The following is an 18,543-nucleotide window of genomic DNA, read 5'->3' on the forward strand; positions in this document are numbered from 1 at the left end:
CGTCGCGGGGCGGCGGGGGGGGGGGCCGGCGCTCACCCCCGCCCCCCGGCCCCCCCCCCCCGGCTCCTACGGGTTCAGGTGTGTGGCGCGCTCTTTGTAAGCCTCGGCCATCGCCCGGATCTGCGGGTCATTCGCCGCCGCCAGTGCCTTGTGCGCCGTGCGCAGGAACTTCAGGTTGCCGCCGGCCAGCGCCTTGCGCAGCCACTCCAGCGCCGCCTCGATCTGGCCTCCGTCGGCCAACACCGCTGCATAACTGAACTGCCCACGAAAATCCCCGGCTTCGGCTGAGCGGCGATACCACGTCACGGCCGTCTCCAGATCCCTGGGGCAACACCGGCCGTCTTCCAGATAGCGCCCCAACAGGTTCATCGACTTGGCATGCCCCTGCTCCGCCGCCTGGCGGTATAACGCCAGTGCCTGCGGTTGGTCTTCAGCGACGCCTCGCCCGGTCGCCAACAGATTGGCATAGTTGTACTGCGCCCAATCCAGTCCGGCCTCGGCTGCCACGCGGTATTCACGCGCCGCGGCGGCCTCATCCACCGCGCAGCCCCAGCCATGCTCGAGGCAGCGACCAGTCATATTGCGCGCCATCAAGTGGCCGCCCTTCGCCGCAATCTGGAACCAGCGCAGCGCCAAGGCTTCATCGCGGGCAATGCCACGGCCTTCCAGCAGGATTTGCCCGAGCAGGGCCTGGGCATCCACCACGCCCTCTTTCGCCGCCATCAGGATCGCCTGGGCCGCGCGCACCGGGGAGTCGTCGAGCATGCTCTGCAACTGCTCGACGTTGAGCACTTCTTCACGACGCAACAAAAAGCCCATGTCAGACCTCGACCCAGCGGCGCAGCAGGTTGTGATACGTGCCGGTGAGCTGGATCAGGGCCGGATGGTCAGGCACATCGCGGGTCAGTTGCTGGATCGCGCCGTCCATCTCGAACAGCAGGGTGCGCTGGCTGTCTTCGCGCACCAGGCTCTGCGTCCAGAAAAACGAGGCATAGCGCGCGCCACGGCTCACGGCGTTGACTTTGTGCAGGCTGGAGCCGGGGTACAGCACCATGTCGCCGGCCGGCAACTTCACGCGCTGCAGGCCGAAGGTGTCCTGGATCTCCAGTTCGCCGCCGTCGTATTCCTCCGGGTCGCTGAAGAACAGCGTCGACGACAGGTCGGTGCGCACCCGCTCGTGACTGCCCCGGGCCTGGCGCACGGCATTGTCGATATGGAAGTCGAAGCTGCCACCCGCGGTGTAGCAGTTGAACAACGGCGGGAAAACTTTGTGCGGTAACGCCGCTGACATAAACAGCGGATTTTTCCACAAGCGCTCAAGCATCGCCGCACCGATTTCCTTGGCCAATGGATGACCTTCGGGCAATTGCAGGTTGTGCTTGGCCTTGGCGGATTGGTGCCCGGCGGTGATTTTTCCGTCGGCCCACTCGGTGTTTTCCAGGGCTTGGCGAATGCGCTGCACTTCCTCACGAGAGAACAGGCCGGGAATGTGCAGCAGCATGGGCAGTACCTGATATCGAAGAGACATCAATGATATTGATTCTTATCCACGCTGTAAAACATGCCAGACGAACGACTTCGTAAAAACCGTAAGCAAAAAGTGTAAAGAATGTAAATTCAGTGCGAATAGCAATGTATCGCAATTGATAGAAAGTCTTGTTGACCCTATATTCCGCGGCCTCACATCCTTGGGGAAAGGACACGTCATGTCGCGCACCACTACAAAAATACCTGCCAGTTCACGACGCATGCTGGCTTCGGCCATCGGCGTCGCCCTCAGCGCCGGCTCTGTTGCCCATCTGGCGCAGGCGGCCGAAGACACTGAACAAAAAGGCCAGCGCAACAGCATCTCCCTGGGCGCCACCAGCATTACCGGGGAAGAGCAGGACACCACGTCCTACCAGGTCGAAAAAGCCTCTTCGCAGAAATACACCGCCCCGCTGGTGGACACGCCGCGCTCGGTCACCGTGGTGCCGCAACAAGTGCTCAAGGACACCGCCGCCACTTCGTTGCAGGATGCCTTGCGCACCGTCCCGGGGATCACCTTCGGCGCCGGCGAAGGCGGCAACCCCCAGGGCGACCGCCCATTCATCCGCGGTTTCGACGCCCAGGGCGACACCTACCTGGACGGCGTGCGTGACACCGGCGGCCAGAGCCGTGAGATCTTCGACATTGAATCCATTGAGGTCAGCAAAGGCCCGAACTCCTCGTTCGGCGGCCGTGGCTCGGCCGGTGGCAGCCTCAACCTGGTGAGCAAGACCCCACAAGCGCGGGACTTCACCAACGGCGGCTTCACCTACGGTTCCGACCAGACTCGCCGCTATGTGCTCGACGTCAACCGCCAGTTCCTCGACGACAGCGCCGCGTTCCGCCTGAACCTGATGAGCCACGAGCAAAACGTGGCCGGTCGCGATGCGATCAACTATGACCGCTGGGGCGTGGCGCCGTCGCTGACCTTCGGCCTGGGCACGCCGACCCGCGTCAACCTCAGCTACTACCACATGGAAAGCGACGACCTGCCGGATTCGGGCATTCCGTATGGCTACGGCTCCTCGACGGCCACCGCCCACGTGCATGACAAACCCAACGATGGTGGCGACAGCACGAACTTCTATGGCTTGAAGGACCGTGATTTCCGCAAGACCCGCGCCGATATCAGCACGATCTCCATCGAGCACGACCTGAGCGACACCATGACGCTGAAAAACACCCTGCGTCATGGCAGCACCGGCCAGGACTACGTGCTCACTCAGCCGGATGACAGCCAGCGTAACGTCAGCCGTTTCGGCACGGTGTGGCGTCGCGCGAACACGCGGGTCTCCACTACCACGACCACCACCAACCAGACCGATCTGTTCGGCAGCTTCCAAGCCCTGGGCTTCAAGCACAGCTACTCGACCGGCCTGGAGTTCACCGGCGAAGAAACCCGTGTCAGCGGCTACACCGTCACACCTAACACCAACCCGACCTGCACGGTGGCTGGTGGCGGTCGAGGTGGTCAGTGCACCTCGCTGAGCAACCCGAACCCGGACGACGCCTGGAACGGCACCATCGCACGCAATTACAACGGCACCAATACCAAAGCCACCAGCCGCGCCGCTTATGTGTTCGACACCATTGAACTCGACCCGAAATGGCTGTTGAACGTCGGCCTGCGTTACGACACTTTCGACACCGAAGCCAACACCAACGCCGTACCAAGCTCCACCGTCCAGGCCCGCAGCAAGGTCAAGGACGACAGCCAATTCTTCAACTGGCAAGCCGGCCTGGTCTGGAAGCCGCTGGACAACGGCAGCATCTACACGTCCTACGCTACCTCTGCCTCGCCCGCAGGCGGGCTGGTGGGTGAAGGCGTGGACAACAACTCGATCCCGACCGGCATCAACACCAGCGACCTCAAGCCGGAAGAAACCGTCAACTACGAGCTGGGCACCAAATGGGACCTGTTCCACAACCGCCTGTCCCTGTCGGCGGCAGTGTTCCGTACCGAGAAGAAAAACACGCGCATCCTGGTGGATTCCAACACCTACGAAACCGCGGGTGAATCCCGTGTCGACGGCCTGGAGCTGTCGGCCAGTGGCAAAATCACCGAGCAATGGCAAGTGTTCGCCGGCTATAGCTACTTGAAAGCCGAGCTGGTTGATCCCGGGAAGAACGGCAACCGCCTGGGCGTCGTGCAGGCCGGTTCCAACAAAGGCAACCAGATGCCCAACACGCCAGAAAACTCGTTCAGCCTCTGGACCACCTATGACGTGACCCCGAAGCTGACCATCGGCGGCGGCGCGTTCTACGTCGACCAGGTTTATGGCGATGCGGCCAACACTCTGTACGTGCCGTCCTATACCCGCTACGACGCCATGGCCAGCTACAAGCTGACCAAGAACGTCGACCTGCAATTGAACGTGCAAAACCTGACCGACAAGACTTACTACGACAAGGCCTACGCTTCACACTTCGCCAACCAGGCGGCCGGGCGTACTGCGTTGTTGACCACCAGTTTCCACTTCTAAACGCGCTCGACGCGCAACCAGGAGCCCCACGCATCGGATGCGTGGGGCTTTTGCGTGTAAAACAGAATGTTTCTCGACAACTCACGGCATAATGCGCGCCGTGGCATTTACAGACAGATGAGCGAGGCGGTCCGACGTGTTGAAGAAAACCCTGTTCCAGTTGCACTGGTTCTTCGGCATCACTGCCGGGCTGGTGCTGGCCTTGATGGGGATCACCGGGGCTGCGGTCTCGTTTCAGGATGAAATACTGCGGGCGCTCAACCCGACGGTGCTCAGCGTGCAAAAACGCGAGGCCGGGGTACTGCCGCCCGCCGAATTGGTGCGCAAGCTCGAAGCCACCGAAGGCAAGACCGTGTCGATGCTGTGGGTCGAAGGCGAAAGCGGCAACGCTGCGCGCGTGTTCTTCACCCCGCCGCCCGGCGAGCGCCGTGGCCAGATGCGCTACTTCGATCCCTACACCGGCGACTATATGGGCGACGCTGTCGGCCAGGATGTGTTCGGCTTTATCCTGCAACTGCACCGCTTCCTGGTCATTGGTGAAACCGGCCGGCAGATTACCGGTGCGTGCACGCTGATCCTGGTGTTCTTCTGCCTCTCCGGCCTGTACCTGCGCTGGCCACGCCAGGTGGCAAGCTGGCGTGCCTGGCTGACACTGGACTGGCGCAAAAAAGGCCGCAGCTTCAACTGGGACCTGCATTCGGTGTTCGGCACCTGGTGCCTGCTGGCCTACCTGTTGTCGGCGCTGACCGGCCTGTCGTGGTCCTACGACTGGTACAGCCAGGGCCTGACCAAGCTGCTGTCCGATGCCCCGCAAAATGAGCGGGTGCGCAAACGTGGCCCGGCGCCCGAAGGCCCTTTGCCGGTGGCCAACTATGACGCGATCTGGAGCAGCATCTACAGCAATGCCGGTCCCGGCCTCAGCGCCTACAACATCCGCATGCCCGCCGTCGCGGGGCAGCCGGCCACCGTCTACTACCTGTTGAAAGACTCGCCCCATGACCGTGCGCTGAACCAGATCAACCTGGACCCGGCCACCGGCGAGGTCAAATCCCACGACCAGTACGCGAGCAAGAGCCTCAAGTCGCAGCTGCTGACCAGTATTTACGCGCTGCACACCGGCAGTTACTTCGGCCTGGCGGGGCGCATCATCCTCACCGTCAGCTCACTGCTGATGCCGTTGTTCTTCATCACCGGTTGGCTGCTGTACCTGGACCGCCGGCGTAAAAAACGCCAGGTGCGCGATGCACGCAAAGGCCTCGGCGCCAACCACAGCGATGCCCCGGCCTGGTTGATCGGCTTTGCCAGCCAGAGCGGCTTCGCCGAGCAGTTGGCCTGGCAGACGGCCGGGCAATTGCAGGCTGCCGGCTTGCCGGTGAAGGTGCAGCCCTTGGGCAGTGTCAGCCAGGACGACCTGCGCCAGTCGCAGAATGCGCTGTTTGTAGTCAGCACCTTCGGTGACGGCGAAGCGCCCGACAGCGCGCGGGGTTTCGAGCGCAGCGTGCTCGGCCAGGACATGTCCCTCAAGGGCCTGAACTACTCGGTATTGGCCCTGGGTGACCGACAGTACGAACACTTCTGCGGCTTTGCCCGCCGCCTGCATTTCTGGCTGACCAACCAGGGCGGCAACCCATTGTTCGCCCCGGTCGAAGTGGACAGTGGCGACAGCGCCGCGCTGCTCAATTGGCAACAACAACTGGGACAGCTGACAGGGCACGCACCGGCCGCCGCCTGGCCGACCGCCCAATACGAAAACTGGACGCTGAGCCAGCGCACCCTGCTCAACCGCGACAGCAGCGGCTCGGATGTCTACCTGCTCGGCCTCACCAGCACGTCGCCACAGCGCTGGGAGGCCGGCGACCTGGTCGAAGTCCTGCCGCGCAACTGCCCATGGGCCATCGAGCACTTTCTGGAAGGACTGGGCCTGGCCGGCAGCGACGGCGTACTGATCGACGGCCTGGCGCAAACCCTCAACCAGGCCCTGGCCACGCGCCAATTGCCGGACAACCGCGCGCACCTGGTGGGCCTGCATGCCCAGGCACTGGTGAATGCACTGGCGCCGCTGGGCATGCGCGAATACTCCATCGCCTCGATCGCCAGCGACGGCGTGCTGGAACTCATCGTGCGCCAGGAACGCCACCCGGATGGCGGCCTGGGCGTCGGCTCGGGTTGGCTCACCGAGCATGCGGTCATCGGTGCCGCAATCAGCCTGCGCCTGCGCCGCAACAGTGGCTTCCACCTGCCGGACGCGCCCGTGCCGTTGATCCTGCTGGGCAATGGCACGGGCCTGGCTGGCCTGCGCAGTTTGCTCAAGGCGCGCATTGCCGATGGCCAGCAGCGCAACTGGCTGTTGTTCGGCGAACGCAATATCAAGCATGACTTCCTGTGCCAGGACGAGCTGCAAGGCTGGCTCGCCAGCGGTGACCTGGCGTTGCTGGACCTGGCGTTTTCACGCGACCAGGAGGAAAAAATCTACGTGCAGGATCGCCTGCGTGAATCGGCCGAGGTACTGCGCAGGTGGCTGGCAGAAGGCGCGGCGATTTATGTGTGCGGGAGCCTGCAGGGGATGGCGGCCGGGGTGGATCAGGCGTTGGTGGACATACTCGGCAGTGACGCGGTGGAGCGCTTGATCGAACAAGGCCGCTACCGCCGCGACGTCTACTGATGATCAACTGTGGGCGCTGGCTTGCCTGCTCCCACAGTCTTGAGCGCAGGCCAATCAGGCGGGTTGCAGCTTTTGCTCGAATACCGAGACGCCATCCAGGTCACGCAGGATCACGGTCAACTCCGCAGTCTGCCCATCGATCTGCACCTCGCCAAAAAACTGGAAACCCGCAAACGGCGACGTGTTCTGCGCCGGTGGGGCCTTCTCGAACACCACCTCGGGGCCAAAGGTCTTGTCCAGCGGATTAGGCCCGAAGCTCCCCGCATTCAATGGCCCGGCGACAAACTCCCAGAACGGCTCGAAATCCTGGAACGCCGCACGATCCGGGTGATAGTGATGCGCCGCGCAATAATGCACGTCTGCCGTCAGCCAGACATGGTTGCGCACCTGCTGTGCACGCAGGAACCCAAGCAGCTCGGCGATTTCCAGCTCGCGGCCCTGGGCCGGGCCCGGGTCATTGTTGGCGATGGCTTCCCAACGCGGCACGCCGGGGCTGACTTCGCCGTCGGGCACGCCGAGGCCGATGGGCATGTCGGCGGCGATGACCTTCCACTGCGCCTGGGAAGCCTTGAGTTCGCGCTTGAGCCAGTCCAGTTGCTCGCGGCCGAGGAAGGGCTTTTCCGCGCCCAGGTTGTCGTCGTTGGGGCCGCGATAGCTGCGCATATCGAGCACGAACACATCCAGTAGCGGCCCATAGCTGAGCTTGCGATAAATGCGCCCGCCACCGTCGGCGCTTTGCCGGCGCATCGGCGAATATTCCAGCCAGGCCTGACGCGCGCGGCCGACCAGGGTGTTGATGTCCTTGGTCTGGTAGCGCTCGTCGAGTTGCTTGCTCGGCGACCAGTTGTTCACCACTTCATGGTCGTCCCACTGCCAGATCTGCGGCACTTCGGCATTGAAGCGGCGCACGTTTTCATCCAGCAGGTTGTAGCGGTAATTGCCGCGATATTCATCCAGGGTTTCGGCGACTTTGCTCTTGGCCTCGGTGGTGATATTGCGCCAGATGCGCCCGCCTTCGGTGGCCAGTTGCGCGGGCACCGGGCCGTCAGCGTAGATGGTGTCGCCGCTGTGGATAAAAAAATCCGGCAGGCGCAGGCGCATGGCTTCGTAGATGCGCATGCCGCCGATGTCCGGGTTGATGCCAAAGCCTTGGCCCACGGTGTCGCCGCTCCACACAAACCGGATGTCACGGCGCTGTTGCGGCACACTGCGCAGGTGGCCGAACCAGGGCTCGCTGGCCACGCCGGTCTGGGCGTCTTCGAAGTGCACGCGATAGAAGATCGCCTGGTCGACGGGGAGCCCGGTGAGTTCGACGCGGGCGGTAAAGTCGGTGCGGCTGTCGGCCAGCGGCGAGACGAATTTGCGCGGGTTGCTGAACACGCTGCGGGTGTCCCACTCCACCACCATCTTCGCCGGGCGGTCGCTGCGGCTCCAGATCATCGCGCGATCGCCCAGCAGGTCGCCGGACTGCACGCCATCGGTGAGTTGCGGGCGATCTTTCACCGAAGCGATCACCGCCGGGGCCAGGCCCGGCAGCAACAGGCCGGCGCCGGCGGCTTGCATCACGCGGCGACGGCCGAGGTCGAAGTGGCTCATGCAGGTGCCCTCTTGAGTATCAAAAGGGCAACTTAACCACGCCGGGATGAAAGCCAGATGACACCCCAGTGTAGGCGCCGGCAAGCCGGCCCCTACAGGGTCAGGCAGGGGCGACGGCCAGCTCCACCGCTTCCGGGCGCTTGATCAGCGCGTACACCAACCCGGTCAGCAGGCTACCCGCGACAATCGCCAGCAAGTACAGCAACGCATGGTTCATCGCATTCGGGATCACCAGCACAAACAGGCCGCCATGGGGCGCCGCCAGTTTGCAGCCGAAGTACATCGACAGCGCGCCGGTCAACGCGCCGCCGGCGATGCTGGCCGGGATCACGCGCAGCGGGTCCTTGGCGGCAAACGGGATCGCGCCTTCGGAGATAAAGCACAGGCCCAGGATCATCGCGGCCTTGCCGGCCTCGCGTTCGGTCTGGGCGAACTTGCGCCGCGCCAGGAACGTGGCGATGCCCATGCCGATCGGCGGCACCATGCCGGCGGCCATGGTCGCGGCCATCGGTGCGCCACTCTGCGCAGCCAACAGGCCGACGGAAAACGCATACGCGGCCTTGTTGATCGGCCCGCCGAGATCCACGCACATCATGCCGCCCAGCAGGATGCCCAGCAGCACCGCATTGGTGGTGCCCATGGTGCTGAGAAAATCCGTCAGCCCGGTGAGCATGCGCGCCACCGGTGGGCCGACCAGGTAGATCATCGCCAGGCCGGTGAACAGGCTCGCCAGCAACGGGATGATCAGGATCGGCTTGAGCGCTTCCAGGCTTTGCGGCAACTTCACCGCGCGGGTGATCAGCTTGACGCAATAGCCGGCGAGGAAACCGGCGAAGATCCCGCCGATAAACCCGGCGCCCAGCGTCCCCGCGAGCAGGCCGCCGATCATGCCGGGCGCAATGCCCGGACGGTCGGCAATCGAGTAGGCGATATAGCCCGCCAGCAACGGCACCATCAGCATGAAGGCGCGGTCGCCGACGGTTTTCAGCGCCGCCGCCAAGGTGCCTTCCTGTTCGAATGCGTGGATGCCGAACACGAATGACAAGGCGATCAGCAAGCCGCCCGCCACCACCATCGGCAACATGAACGACACGCCAGTGAGCAGGTGTTTGTAGACGCCGGTTTTTTCCGGCTTCTTGGTCGCCGCACTGCCGGCCGCGCTTTCCACCGCACCTTCGGCCAGGGCCTTGTTGAGGGTCGCTTCGGACTGCTTGAGCGCAATACCGGTGCCGCAGCGGTAAATTTTCTTGCCGGCGAAGCGCTCGGTGGCGACTTCAATGTCGGCCGCCAGCAACACCACATCGGCGTCGGCGATGGCCTGCGGGCTCAACGGCGTGCGGGCGCCGACTGAGCCTTGGGTCTCGACCTGCAAGTCATACCCCAGGCGCTTGGCCGTTTGCTGCAAGGCCTCGGCAGCCATGAAGGTGTGGGCCACGCCGGTGGGGCAAGCCGTGACGGCAACGATGCGCGGGACGTTTTTCGCGGCGACGGGGTCCGTCGCGACATACACCTGCGCCTCTTGCGCACCGCGGCGCAAGACCGCCTCGACATCCGCCAGCGCCTGGGCCGGGGTGCTCTGGAACACGCGCTTGCCGACAAACCGCTGCATGTCCACCGCGGTGCTGCTGACCAGCAACACCCATTCGGCCGCGTCGAGCGTCGCCTGGGACAGCTGGCGCTCCGGACGTTGCACGTCGACCACTTCGACGCTGGTGCTCCAGCCTTGACGCTGCGCGGCTGCGTCCAACAAGCGGGCGCACAGCACACTGGTGACCATGCCGTTCGGGCAGGCAGTAACAATGGCTAACTTCATCACAATCCCTCTTATTGTTCTGTCAGCGTGCGGACGTCGACGCCGTTTTGCAGGTGCGCCAACTGCGCGTCATCGCTGATGCCGAAACCGATCTGCGTCACCGCCATCGCGGCAATCGCCGTCGCGCGGCGCAGGGTGTGCTCCGGTGTATCGCCACTGAGCAGACCGTGAAGCATCCCGGCCAGCAGCGAGTCACCGGCGCCGACCGTACTGGCGACCGTCACCTTGGGCGGCGTGGCATGCAGGGCTCCCTGCGGGCTGTACCAGGTCACGCCTGCGGCACCGTCGGAGACGACCACGTGTTCCACCCCTTGCTGATGCAGTTGGTGGATGACGTCAGTGGAATGCCCCAGGGCATCGGCCAGCTCCTCGGTATTGGGCTTGACCAGCCATGGGCTGGCCTTCAGGCCGGCGCGCAGGGCCTCGCCGCTGGTATCCAGGGCGACTTTCAAACCCAGGTCCTTGAGTTGCGCCAGCATGCCTTGGAACCACTGCGCACTGACGCCGCGCGGCAAGCTGCCAGCCACCACCACAGCATCGAACTCTGGGCCGATCACGGCGAGCAGCTTGAGCAAGGCTTGTTGTGCCTGCTCGCTCACCAGCGGCCCCGGCGCGTTGATGTCGGTGACCCGACCGTCCTGTTCGGCAATCTTGATATTGCTGCGGGTTTCGCCCGGCACGCGAATGAACGCGTCGCCAAACCCTCGGCTGGCGATCAGCGCCTCGAATGCCTCGGGGTTGGCCGCACCGAGAAAGCCGCCCACGCTCACCTGATGGCCGAGGTCGGCCAGCACCTGCGCCACATTCACGCCCTTGCCGGCCGCGTGGGTCAGCAGGGTTTCGCTGCGGTTGACTTCACCCGGCTCCAGGCGCCCCAGGCGTACCGTCAGGTCCAACGCCGGGTTCAGCGTCAGGGTCAGAATCATTGCCATCTACACGGCCTCCACAAGGGCACGCACTTCGGCGGGCGAACCCACCGCGAGTGCTTTTTGCGCCAGGCCCTGGGCCTCGCTCAGACTGAATTCACGCACGCGCGCCTTCACCTCAGGAATGCTGCGGGCCGACACGCTCAGCTCATCCACCCCCAGGCCGACCAGCACCGGCACTGCCAGCGGGTCTGCCGCCAGCTCACCGCACACGCCCACCCATTTGCCCTGGGCATGGGCGGCGCGCACGGTGATGTCGATCAGTTGCAGCACGGCCGGATGCAGGCCGTCGGCCTGGGCCGACAGGGTCGGGTGGCCACGGTCGATGGCCAGGGTGTACTGGGTCAGGTCATTGGTGCCGACGCTGAAGAAATCCACTTCCTTGGCCAGCACCGGCGCGAGCAATGCCGCAGATGGCACCTCGATCATGATCCCCAGTTGCAGGTCGGCCACCGGGATTTCCAGGCGCAGGCGCTCGGTCATGTCGCGAGCCGCGCGCCATTCATCCACGCTGCCGACCATGGGGAACATGATGCGCAACGGGCGGTTGTCCGCCGAGCGCAGCAGCGCGCGCAATTGCGCCTCCATGATCTGCGGACGTTGCAAGGTCAGGCGAATGCCGCGCACGCCCAGGAAGGGGTTTTCTTCCTCGGCGATCGGCCAATACGGCAGCGGTTTGTCGCCGCCCACATCGAGGGTGCGCACCACCAGCGGGCGACCGCCCAGGCCGTCGAGCACGCGGCGGTATTCGGCTTCCTGGGTGGCTTCATCCGGCGCTTGCGGATGGGCCATGAAAATCAATTCGGTGCGCAGCAAGCCAATGCCTTCGGCGCCCTGCTCCACCGCGCTGGCCACACCGGCGCTTTCGCCGATATTGGCGAACACTTCCACCGCGTGGCCGTCACGGGTCAGGGCCGGTTCATGACGCTGGGCCGAGGCGGCTTGCAGGCGTTGTTCGCGGGTATCGCGCTCGACGGTGGCCCGTTGCAGGGTGGCGGCATCGGGGTCGACATGCAGGCGGCCGCGCTGGCCATCCAGCAACAACGCGGTGCCGGCAGCCAGCAGCAACACCGTCGGACCGGCGCCCACCAGCGCGGGAATCCCCAGGGCGCGAGCGACGATGGCGCTGTGGGCCGTGGCGCCGCCACGCGCGGTGAGGATGCCGGCGACGCGCGCCGGGTCCAGCCGCGCGACGTCCGAGGGGCCCACTTCGTCCATCACCAGGATGTAGGGTTCGCTCGGCTCCTGGGCGGTTTCGACGCCGCACAGTTGCGCCAGCACGCGGCGACCAATGTCGCGCAAATCGGCCGCGCGCTCGGCGAGCAAGGCGTCCTGCAACGACTCCTGCTGTCTGGCGGCGGCTTCGATCACGCTCATCCAAGCCGCTTCGGCGCTTTCGCCTTGCTTGAGGCGGGTGTCGACTTCGTCGGTGAGTTCCGGGTCGTCGAGCATTTCCTGGTGGGTGATGAAAATTTCGCGGATTGCCTTGGCCTGGCTGCGTTCGATCAGGCCCTGGATATCACCGCGCACATCGGTCAATGCGGCCTGCAGGCGCTGGCGCTCGATGACCGAGGACTCGCCGCGCAGCGGGTAGTCGAACACCTGTTGAACCTGGACATGCGCCGGGCCAATCGCGATGCCGGGGGCGGCGGCGATGGCCTGGAGCTGGCTGCCGGCCAGCGGTGCGCTGAGCACCGGTGCGCTATCCAGAGTGGCAGGCTGGGCACTCACGGTCGGCAGCGGCTCGACTTCTTCGCCGAGGCCGGCTTCAACGGCAGCCAACAGCGCGGGCAGCGCATCACCGGCAATCGCCGGTTCAGCGACAAACTCCAGCACCTGGCCACGTCGGGCGCCGAGGCTGAGCAACTTGCTCAGGCTCTTTACCGACACAGCGCCTACCGGGCCGTCGACAATGCGCAGGCGGATATCGCCGTCGAAACTTTTCGCCAACTGCGCGAGGATTTTCGCCGGCCGCGCGTGCAGGCCATGGGCATTGGCGAGGGTGACGCGCACGCTGGGCCAGTCTGGCGGCAGTTCGCCACCCAACACTTCGAGCACCGCGCGGCTGCTGGTGGCGCGGCCCAACTCCTGGCCGCGCCCTTCGATCAGCAATGCACACAGGCGCTCCAGCAGGGCCTGGTGCGCTTCGCCCAGGCTGGCCAGGCAGAACAGGCCGTTGAGCGGCTGGCCAAGGTAGCGCATGGGTTTGTCCGGGGTGACAAACGCCAGGCCCGGGCGCTTGACGGTCTGCTCGCTGTGCAACCACCACAGGCCATCGCCCAGGGGCAGCGCATCGACCTGTTGCAAGACGGCGGCGAAACCATTGCTCACACAATCGGCCTGACGCAACAGGCGGGCGCCGCGCCATACCAGCTCTTCAAAATCATCGGCGGACACGCCCAGGCTGATCATCTGCGCGTCCAGCGCCAACTCCTGTGGCGCACCCTGCAACAGTTTCAGCAGCGCTTCGGCACTGCCGGCACGCCGCAGCGCCTGGCCCAGGTCGGTTTCACCGAGGGCACGGGTGAGCAGTTGCAACAGGCGCAGGTGTTCATCGGACTTGGCCGCGATGCCGATCGCCAGGTAGACGATCTGGCCGTCGCCCCAGTCCACCCCTTCGGGGAACTGCAGCAGGCGCACGCCGGTGGAGAACACCTGGTCGCGGGTTTCGGGGGTGCCGTGGGGGATGGCAATACCTTGGCCGAGAAAGGTCGAGCCTTGGGCTTCACGGGCTTGCAAGCCACTGAGATACCCCTCGGCGACCAGGCCGTCAGCCACCAGTTTGTCAGCGAGCAGGTGCAGGGCGGCAGATTTATCCACAGCCGTCTGGCCCATGGAAATCTGCTCTACAGTGAGCTCAAGCATGCCGTTCTCCTAGTTAGTGCGGGGGCCGCACTAGGTATTGTTTTGAATAAAACAGTGTAAGGGCGTTTCGGGATAACTGACTGAGCAGTCAATTGGCAGTAGGTACTCAGTCGCGAACGTCGTAAAAATACGCTGGCTGAAACGTTTAATCTAGAATTTATGGCAGATTACGCGTTAATTGCGCATCCTTGAAGGACCACTCGGCACTTGCGCTGAGACATTGGTCGCGTGCCGTAATCGGTTACGATTGGACAAAATGTCGGGGCAAGCTCCAAAAAACAAGGAAATCCCGGTTTGAAACTCAGTGATATCGCGCGTCTCGCCGGTGTGTCCGTGACCACCGCCAGCTATGTCATCAATGGCAAGGCTGAACAGCAACGGATCAGCAACGCCACCGTCGAACGGGTGCGTGCCGTGGTCGAAGCCCATGGCTTCACCCCCAACCCCCAGGCCGCCGGGCTGCGCAGCCGGCACACGCGTACCTTGGGGTTTATCCTGCCGGATCTGGAAAACCCCAGTTACGCGCGCATCGCCAAGCTGCTGGAGCAAGGCGCACGAGCACGTGGCTATCAGTTGCTGATCGCCAGTTCCGATGACGAGGCCGACAGCGAGCGCCAACTGCTGCAGCTGTTCCGCGCGCGCCGTTGTGACGCGCTGTTCGTCGCCAGCTGCCTGCCCGCCAGCGATGACAGTTACCGCGAGTTGCAAGCCAAGGGCTTGCCGGTGATCGCCATCGACCGGGTAATGGAGCCTGGGCAGTTCTGCTCGGTGGTCAGCGACGACCGCCAGGCCTGCCAGCAATTGACCAGCAGCCTGCTGCAACCGCTGCCCAAGCAGATCGTGCTGATCGGCGCGCGCCCCGAGCTGAGCATCAGCCAGGAGCGCGCGGCAGGTTTCCATGAGGCGCTGCAAGGCTTCAAGGGCGAGGTATTGGTCGAACACGGCGAAGCCTTCAGCCGTGACTGTGGCCGACAACTGATGGAGCAATTACTGCAACGCCTGGGGCATTTGCCTGACGCGCTGGTGACCACGTCCTACGTGCTGCTGCAAGGCGTGTTCGATGCGCTGCATGACTTCCCGTTGAAGTCGCGGCCCCTGAGCCTCGGCACCTTTGGTGACACCCAACTGCTGGACTTCCTGCCGTTGCCGGTCAACGCCATGGCCCAGCAGCATCAACTGATCGCCGACACCGCCCTGCGCCTGGCCCTGGCCGCCATCGAAGACGAGCAGTACCAGCCCGGCGTGCACGCCATCGGCCGCACGTTCAAGCAGCGTATTCACGAGGCTTGAGCGTGGAGCTGATCGACACCCACACCCACCTGGACTTCCCGGACTTCGACAGCGATCGCCGCGAAGTCCTCGCCCACAGCCGCGCGCTGGGCGTTCGGCGCATGGTGGTATTGGGCGTGTATCAGCAGAATTGGCAGCGGCTGTGGGACCTGGTGCAAGCAGACGAAAGCCTGTTCGCCGCCTTCGGCCTGCACCCGGTGTACCTCGATGATCATCGACCTGCCGACCTGACCGAGCTGGGCGACTGGCTGACCCGCCTGCAGGGCCATCGGCAACTGTGCGCCGTGGGCGAGATCGGCCTGGATTATTTCCTCGAAACCCTGGACCGCGAACGCCAGCAACACCTGTTTGAAGCCCAGCTCAAGCTCGCCGTGGACTGCCAACTGCCGGCATTGCTGCACGTACGCCGCAGTCACGCGGCGGTGATCGCCACTCTCAAGCGCATCCGCCTGCCACGGGGCGGCATCATCCATGCATTTGCCGGTAGCCGGGAAGAAGCCCGCGAGTACATCAAGCTCGGCTTCAAACTGGGACTGGGCGGCGCCGCCACCTGGCCCCAGGCCTTGCGTATGCACAAGGTACTGGCGCAATTGCCGTTGGACGCGGTGGTGCTGGAAACCGACTCACCGGACATGGCGCCCGCCATGTACCCTGGCCAACGCAATAGCCCGCAGCATTTGCCGGCGATCTGCACCGACCTGGCCGCGCGCATGGGGACCACGCCCTTATTGCTGGCTGAGGCGAGCACACGCAATGCGTGCGAGGTGTTCAACTGGTAGTGCCGGCATGACCGCTTGCAGGTCCAGGGTGATCCGCTGCCGCGAACGGGCATAACGCAATGCCAGGAAGTGCACCAGCAGCACCACCAATGACACGTTGAGCTGGCCGATCACACTGATCAATCCCACCCACTCCGCCACCAGTGCCACGATCAGCACCACACACGTCAGGACCGCCATGCTCGGATGCACCAGCGCCCAGTGGTCGAGCGCCTTGAACTGACGCAGTTGCCGCGGACAGCTCAGCTGCAACACCCGATGACAATACGGGCAATCGAAGGGCTCTTCGATGGCGATGGCATTCAACTGCCAAGGCTTGAGCTCAAACGTGATGTCGCAATGGGCGCAGTGCCCTTTGATGCCGATTGCCGTGGCCATCGCCGTGCTCCCCAGTACCTTGAGTGTGTGAAACAAATTCTCACCCATTCACACAGCCACAGAAGAGCGAGCGGCGAATCAAGACACGAACTACGTCATAAGTAGACAATTCCTACTCTTGCGCCTTACACACGAAACGCCCCGATCAGTTGCTTCAATTCGATCACCTGCATCGACAGCTGCCGGCTCGCCGCTTCGGTCTGATGTGCGCCCTCGGCTGCATGCTCGCCGGCACGATTGATTTGGACGATGTTCTGGTCGATATCGTGGGCGACGGCGGTCTGTTGCTCCACCGCGGCGGCAATCTGCTGGTTCTGATCGACGATCATGCCCACGGCCCCGAGGATGTTTTCCAGGGCCTGCTGGACTTTTTCCGACTGCCCTACCGTGCCATTCGCCATTTCATGGCTGGTGCCCATGGCCTTCACCGCGGCTGCCACCCCGCTGTGCAAACGACTGATCATCTGCTCGATTTCTTCGGTGGAATGCTGGGTGCGCCGGGCCAACGTGCGCACTTCATCGGCCACCACCGCAAACCCGCGCCCCTGCTCACCCGCCCGCGCCGCCTCGATGGCAGCATTGAGCGCGAGCAGGTTGGTTTGCTCGGCGATGCTCTTGATCACTTCCAACACGCTGCTGATCGACTGGCTGTCGGTGGCCAGCTGGTTGATGACCCGCACCGACTCATCGATCTCCGAGGCCAGCCGGGCGATGCTGCCCTGCTGGGATTGCACCAGGCCACGGCCGCTGACAGTTTCATCATTGACACTGTGGGCACTGCTGACCGCCGCCGCCGCACTGCGCGCGACTTCCTGGGCAGTAGACGACATCTGGTTCATGGCCGTTGCGACCTGCTCGATCTGAGTGCGCTGGCCGGAGACCGCCTGGTTGCTCTGCGCCGAGACCGCTTCCACCTGGCCGGCCTGCAGTTCAACCTGGCTGACGGTGTGACCGACGCGTTCGATCAAGTCATGGATTTTTGCCACGGTGCCGTTGAACACCTGGCCCAGGTCGCCCAATTCATCGCGGCTGTGGGCGACAAAAGTGACGGTCATATCACCGGCGGCGACCTTGTCCATCATCGCCCCCAAACGCCGCAGCGTGGTACGCGTGGAGGCGTAGAAACCTGCATACAAGTAAAAGATCAGCAGGAACACCGCGCTGAGGGCCGACACCAGCACCACCATGTGTGTGCGGTTCTGCGCCAGGCGCTGCTCCAGTTGCTGGCCGATGAAGCTCAGGGTCGCTTCATCCAATTGATACGTCTGCGCCATCAGTTGGGTGACGTTGTCATAGAACGCCTGCCAGGGCGCGTCGAGGGTCTCGGCCATCACCACCTGTTCTTCAAACAGCTCGCTGCCTTGCTTGAGACTGGCGTTGCTGGCCTTGGCCAAACTGTCGAGCGCGGTGTGCGCGGTCTTGCTGGAACCCAACGCGTCCTGCAACTTCAAGCCGTATTCGGCCTGGAGCTTTTCCAACTGCTGCAACAACTCGTCAAAGCGCGTGCTGGAGGATGAATTGAGGAACCCCTGGCCCAGCGAATACGCGCCCATCGCCCGGCCCTCCCCCAGGGTTTGCGTGACCTGCGGGGTCACGCTGGTGATGAGTTCGCTGAGTTGGCGCAAATCGCTCTGGGGGTCGCGGCTCAAGCCGGATTGGCTGGCGATGATCTGGCTGAGCATCTGCGCCTTGTTGAGCAATTTGCCGATCAACGCACTTTTACTCAGCAGCGAGGTTTCCTGTTGCTGGGCCTTGAAGGCCGCGACCAGCTCGTCGCGCTTGGCGTCAAAGACGGCGATTTGCTCTGGGTCGGTGGCCATCGCGCTGAGGCCTTGCAGGCGGGTCAGCACGCTTTGCTCCAAGGCAGTGATCTTGCCCTCCAGGTCACCAGCTTTGCCGGCCTGCCCCAGTGTCGCGTTGATCTGCACCTGGTTGTTGAGGGTTTCCAGGTCGCGGCGCAGCGCCAGGCTGCTGCCGAGTAGATCCAGGCTTTGCAGTTCGATACGCGTGCCCTGGAACTCACGCCAGGAATCACGTACCAGGTAATAGTTGGTTGCCAGCATCGGCAGCAGGAACAGCACGCTGATCAGGCTGAACTTCATGCCGAAACTCAGACGGTTCATCAGCGCGACGGCGGGATAGAGCAAGCTCTTCACAGGTGAACTCCCTTTCTATTATTTTTATTTGAGGCGCAGGGCGGCGGCAGAAAGCCACTATTTGGCGC

The 18,543-nt window shown here is 63.8% G+C and carries 12 protein-coding genes; 4 read left to right on the forward strand and 8 right to left on the reverse strand.

Annotation, left to right across the window (positions count from 1 at the left end):
- Nucleotides 1-66: 66 nt before the first annotated feature.
- Complete coding sequence (locus QMX97_RS04325) at nt 67-819, reverse strand: tetratricopeptide repeat protein (protein WP_106805169.1); 753 nt, start codon at nt 817-819, stop codon at nt 67-69.
- A 1-nt stretch (nt 820) separates the two neighbouring features.
- Complete coding sequence (locus QMX97_RS04330) at nt 821-1,501, reverse strand: Fe2+-dependent dioxygenase (RefSeq protein ID WP_065900613.1); 681 nt, start codon at nt 1,499-1,501, stop codon at nt 821-823.
- Between the two features lie 205 nt (nt 1,502-1,706).
- Between QMX97_RS04330 and QMX97_RS04335 the strand changes: the two genes are divergently transcribed.
- On the forward strand, nt 1,707-4,010 hold the full coding sequence (locus tag QMX97_RS04335; protein WP_282396174.1) for a TonB-dependent siderophore receptor: 2,304 nt from the start codon (nt 1,707-1,709) through the stop codon (nt 4,008-4,010).
- Between the two features lie 136 nt (nt 4,011-4,146).
- Entirely contained in the window at nt 4,147-6,672 is a 2,526-nt protein-coding gene (locus QMX97_RS04340; RefSeq protein WP_282396175.1) for a sulfite reductase flavoprotein subunit alpha, read from the forward strand.
- 54 nt (nt 6,673-6,726) lie between these two features.
- On the opposite strand, the gene QMX97_RS04345 is transcribed toward QMX97_RS04340, so the two are convergent.
- From QMX97_RS04345 to ptsP, 4 genes are all read right to left on the reverse strand, one after another.
- On the reverse strand, nt 6,727-8,268 hold the full coding sequence (locus QMX97_RS04345; RefSeq protein ID WP_282396176.1) for an alkaline phosphatase D family protein: 1,542 nt from the start codon (nt 8,266-8,268) through the stop codon (nt 6,727-6,729).
- A gap of 100 nt (nt 8,269-8,368) precedes the next feature.
- Nucleotides 8,369-10,081, reverse strand: coding sequence for a PTS fructose-like transporter subunit IIB (locus QMX97_RS04350; RefSeq protein ID WP_282396177.1), 1,713 nt, complete (start codon nt 10,079-10,081; stop codon nt 8,369-8,371).
- An 11-nt stretch (nt 10,082-10,092) separates the two neighbouring features.
- On the reverse strand, nt 10,093-11,013 hold the full coding sequence (gene pfkB / locus QMX97_RS04355; protein ID WP_282396179.1) for a 1-phosphofructokinase: 921 nt from the start codon (nt 11,011-11,013) through the stop codon (nt 10,093-10,095).
- The gene (gene ptsP / locus QMX97_RS04360) at nt 11,014-13,872 is read right to left on the reverse strand and encodes a phosphoenolpyruvate--protein phosphotransferase (RefSeq protein WP_282396181.1); all 2,859 of its coding nucleotides are present in this window, start codon (nt 13,870-13,872) and stop codon (nt 11,014-11,016) included.
- A gap of 294 nt (nt 13,873-14,166) precedes the next feature.
- On the opposite strand from ptsP, the gene cra reads away from it, so the two are divergent.
- Both cra and QMX97_RS04370 read left to right on the forward strand, forming a co-directional pair.
- The gene (gene cra / locus QMX97_RS04365) at nt 14,167-15,162 is read left to right on the forward strand and encodes a catabolite repressor/activator (RefSeq protein WP_065900599.1); all 996 of its coding nucleotides are present in this window, start codon (nt 14,167-14,169) and stop codon (nt 15,160-15,162) included.
- A 2-nt stretch (nt 15,163-15,164) separates the two neighbouring features.
- Nucleotides 15,165-15,941 carry a TatD family hydrolase gene (locus QMX97_RS04370; protein ID WP_106805177.1) on the forward strand — a complete coding sequence of 259 codons (777 nt, stop codon included), beginning with the start codon at nt 15,165-15,167 and terminating at the stop codon, nt 15,939-15,941.
- Here the strand turns inward: QMX97_RS04370 and QMX97_RS04375 are convergent.
- Together QMX97_RS04375 and QMX97_RS04380 are read right to left on the reverse strand one after the other, a co-directional pair.
- On the reverse strand, nt 15,888-16,319 hold the full coding sequence (locus QMX97_RS04375; protein ID WP_065900596.1) for a hypothetical protein: 432 nt from the start codon (nt 16,317-16,319) through the stop codon (nt 15,888-15,890). The two genes, QMX97_RS04370 and QMX97_RS04375, sit on opposite strands and share 54 nt — an antisense overlap.
- Nucleotides 16,320-16,444: 125 nt before the next feature.
- A complete protein-coding gene (locus QMX97_RS04380; protein WP_282396184.1) occupies nt 16,445-18,475 on the reverse strand; it encodes a methyl-accepting chemotaxis protein in 2,031 nt (676 codons plus the stop codon).
- Nucleotides 18,476-18,543 lie beyond the last annotated feature (68 nt).

Origin of the sequence: Pseudomonas sp. PS01298 (genome assembly GCF_029959745.1) — a bacterium.
GTDB classification, from domain to species: domain Bacteria; phylum Pseudomonadota; class Gammaproteobacteria; order Pseudomonadales; family Pseudomonadaceae; genus Aquipseudomonas; species Aquipseudomonas aylmerensis.

Coding starts and splice junctions, on each gene's coding strand:
- QMX97_RS04375 (WP_065900596.1), bottom strand. CDS start 16,319: ATGGCCACGGCAATCGGCATCAAAGGGCACTGCGCCCATTGCGACATC.
- QMX97_RS04325 (WP_106805169.1), bottom strand. CDS start 819: ATGGGCTTTTTGTTGCGTCGTGAAGAAGTGCTCAACGTCGAGCAGTTG.
- QMX97_RS04330 (WP_065900613.1), bottom strand. CDS start 1,501: ATGCTGCTGCACATTCCCGGCCTGTTCTCTCGTGAGGAAGTGCAGCGC.
- pfkB (WP_282396179.1), bottom strand. CDS start 11,013: ATGGCAATGATTCTGACCCTGACGCTGAACCCGGCGTTGGACCTGACG.
- QMX97_RS04335 (WP_282396174.1), top strand. CDS start 1,707: ATGTCGCGCACCACTACAAAAATACCTGCCAGTTCACGACGCATGCTG.
- QMX97_RS04350 (WP_282396177.1), bottom strand. CDS start 10,081: ATGAAGTTAGCCATTGTTACTGCCTGCCCGAACGGCATGGTCACCAGT.
- ptsP (WP_282396181.1), bottom strand. CDS start 13,872: ATGCTTGAGCTCACTGTAGAGCAGATTTCCATGGGCCAGACGGCTGTG.
- QMX97_RS04345 (WP_282396176.1), bottom strand. CDS start 8,268: ATGAGCCACTTCGACCTCGGCCGTCGCCGCGTGATGCAAGCCGCCGGC.